This window comes from Amycolatopsis kentuckyensis, assembly GCF_002155975.1.
Taxonomy (GTDB): domain Bacteria; phylum Actinomycetota; class Actinomycetes; order Mycobacteriales; family Pseudonocardiaceae; genus Amycolatopsis; species Amycolatopsis kentuckyensis.
In genome coordinates this window covers 1-2,662 of sequence record NZ_MUMI01000718.1, presented here as the reverse complement: position 1 = coordinate 2,662, position 2,662 = coordinate 1, and the positions used below count along the sequence as shown (strand labels likewise).

2 protein-coding genes are annotated in these 2,662 nt (G+C 69.7%); both read left to right on the top strand.

Annotated features, from left to right (window positions below):
- Positions 1-2,051 (top strand): tetratricopeptide repeat protein (locus CCN39_RS46385; protein WP_143264434.1); only part of this gene is annotated, 2,051 nt, incomplete at its 5' end.
- A partial coding sequence (locus CCN39_RS46380) for a glucosaminidase domain-containing protein (protein ID WP_208630675.1) occupies positions 2,048-2,662 on the top strand: 615 nt, incomplete at its 3' end. The genes CCN39_RS46385 and CCN39_RS46380, both read left to right, overlap by 4 nt.

Here is a 2,662-nt window from a genome sequence, read left to right as displayed (position 1 = left end):
CTCGGCCGGTGATCGCTGACCCGGCCGAGGTGCTGGGTAGGTTCCTGCGCGCGCTCGGCGTGCCCGACACGTCGATCCCGCCGGCCGTCGAAGATCGCGCCACGCGGTTCCGGTCGGAGCTGGCCGGGCGGAAAGTACTGGTGGTGCTCGACGACGCCGCGCACGAACAACAGGTCCGGTTGTTGCTCCCGGGTGCCCCGGGGTGCGCGGTGCTGGTCACCAGCCGGAACAAGCTCAGCGCATTGGAGGGCGCCCGCCGGCGTGATCTGCAGGTGCTGCCGGATGCGGAAGCGCTCCGCTTGCTGGACGTCGTCGTCGGGGACGGACGTGTCGGCGGGGAACCGGCAGCGGCCGCGGAGATCGTCCGGCTGTGCGGCAGGCTCCCGCTTGCCGTGCGGATCGCGGGCGCGCGTCTGGCGGCGCGAAGACACTGGCCGCTGGCCAAGCTGGCGGCGCGGCTCCGCACCGAACGCAGTGTGCTCGCCGAGCTGGCGATCGGCGACCTCGAGGTGCGAGGCAGTCTTGCGCTGAGCTACCAGAGCCTCGCGGAAGCGGAGCGGACAGCGCTGCGTCGCCTGGGTTTCCTGGCGGTGCCGTCGTTCGCTCCATGGCTGCTGGCGCCCCTGCTGGACTGCCCGGTCCCCGAAGCCGATGACGTCCTCGAACGGCTAATGGACAGCAGGCTCGTCGACGTCGTTTCCGGTGACCGGTACGTGCTCCACGATCTGACGCGGGCGTTCGGCCGGGAGCGTGCCCTGGCTGACGAGCCGCTCGCGGACCTGAAGGCCGCGGTCGCCCGGGTCGGCGAGGTCTACCTCACGGTGGTCCAGCGCGCCTCGACGCTGCTCCCCAACGCCGTGCGGCTGCCGACGCCGCCACTGCCGGCCGGCTGCCGGCTGAACCAGCCCCTGCTCGACGAGCTGCTCGCCGAACCGGACCGGTGGTTCGACTGGGAGCAGAACGGGCTGGTCGCAGTCGTCGAACTGGCCGGCGAACTGGACCTGTCCAGGCTCGCAGCCGGACTCGCGGCGGCGCTGACTTCGTCGTCGTTCGCGCTGAACAACCAGTTCACCCTCTGGTGGCGAACCCATCAGGCGGCGCTCGCCGCCGCCCAGCGAACCGGCGACCGCGGGGCTGAGGCGCAGCTGCTGTGCGGCCTCGGCTGGCTGCGCTACGAACAGGACCGGCTGGACGAGGCCGCCGACTACTACCGGCAGGCGCTGAACGCGTGGATCAGCGACGGCGACCTGCAGCGCCAGACCACCACCCGGCTCGAGCTCAGCCGGGTGTACCGGGAACAGGGCGAACTCCAGGCCGCGGCGGCACTCCTGGCCGACGCGATCCCGGTCCTCGAGCTGATGAACGACCCGGACGCCCTGGCCCGCGCCTACCACGCGGCCGGCCTCACCCACACCGAACTCGGCGATCTCGACGCCGCGCTCGACATCTGTGAGAAGGCGATGAACTGCTACGCCGAGGCGGGCCAGGAGCACGGGGTCGCGCTGGTGCTCCGCTCGACGAGCCTGGTCCACCGGGCCGCAGGCAGGCTGGACCAGGCCGCCGCCCCCGGCGAGCGTGCACTGGAGATCTTCGCGTCCGTCGGGGACCGGCTGATGACCGCGTACGCGACGCAGTCACTCGCGAAGATCCGGATCAGGCAGGGCCTGGGTGCCAGCGAGCGACGAAGACTGTCGGAAAGCCTCGAGATCTGCCACGACATGCAGGACTGCTTCGGCCAAGCCCTGATCCTGCGAACGCTCGGTGAGCTGGAGCTGGCCGTGGGCGATCCCGAGGCGGCAAAGCCGATGCTGAAGCGCGCGCTGGAGTGGTGGGATGCGCTGGGCCTGCCGCTGTGGCGGGCTCGAACTCTCCGCGACCTGTCCGTGGTCTTGGCTGTGGAAGGTGATGAAGTGGGCTCCGACCGGGCGTGGACCGAAGCGCACGAGCTGTTCGAACGGCACCACAGCCGGGAGGTGGGAGAGCCCCGGCCGGTACCTCAAAAGCCGTCCAAAGGTTTTTCGGATGTCGGCTCGCCACGATCGTCCCCATGACCAGGACCTTCCGGCGGCTGATGACCGCCACCGCACTCGTGATCGCAAGCCAGTTCGCAGGCGGTGTCGCACTCGCGGCGCCGCCTCCCGACGTGATCGCCGACGCGGCGCGTGACGGGGCCTTCACCCCCTCACCCCTGTCGGCTGCCAGTGCCGAAGACTTCATCAACGCCGCGGGCCCGGCGGCGCAGCGCGGGCAGGCCGACTACGGCGTCCCCGCCTCGGTGACGGTGGCGCAGGCCATCCAGGAATCGAATTGGGGCCAGGCGGCGCCGGGGAACAACCACTTCGGCATCAAGTGCTTCAACGGCCCCGGCCCGATCGCCAACGGCTGCCAGGACCTGCCGACACACGAGTGCTGCCCGGACCATGTGGTGATCGCGTCGTTCCGGACGTACGCGTCCATAGAGGACTCGTTCCGCGACCACGGGCTGTTCCTGCGAGAGAACTCGCGCTACGCCAACGCCTTCAACTACACGAACAACCCGGACCAGTTCATCCGCGAAGTGCACAAAGCGGGATATGCCACCGACCCGAACTACGCGAACTCGATCATCAACTTGATGAGCACCTACGACCTTTACCGCTTCAACACGGTTTCGGTGTTGGCT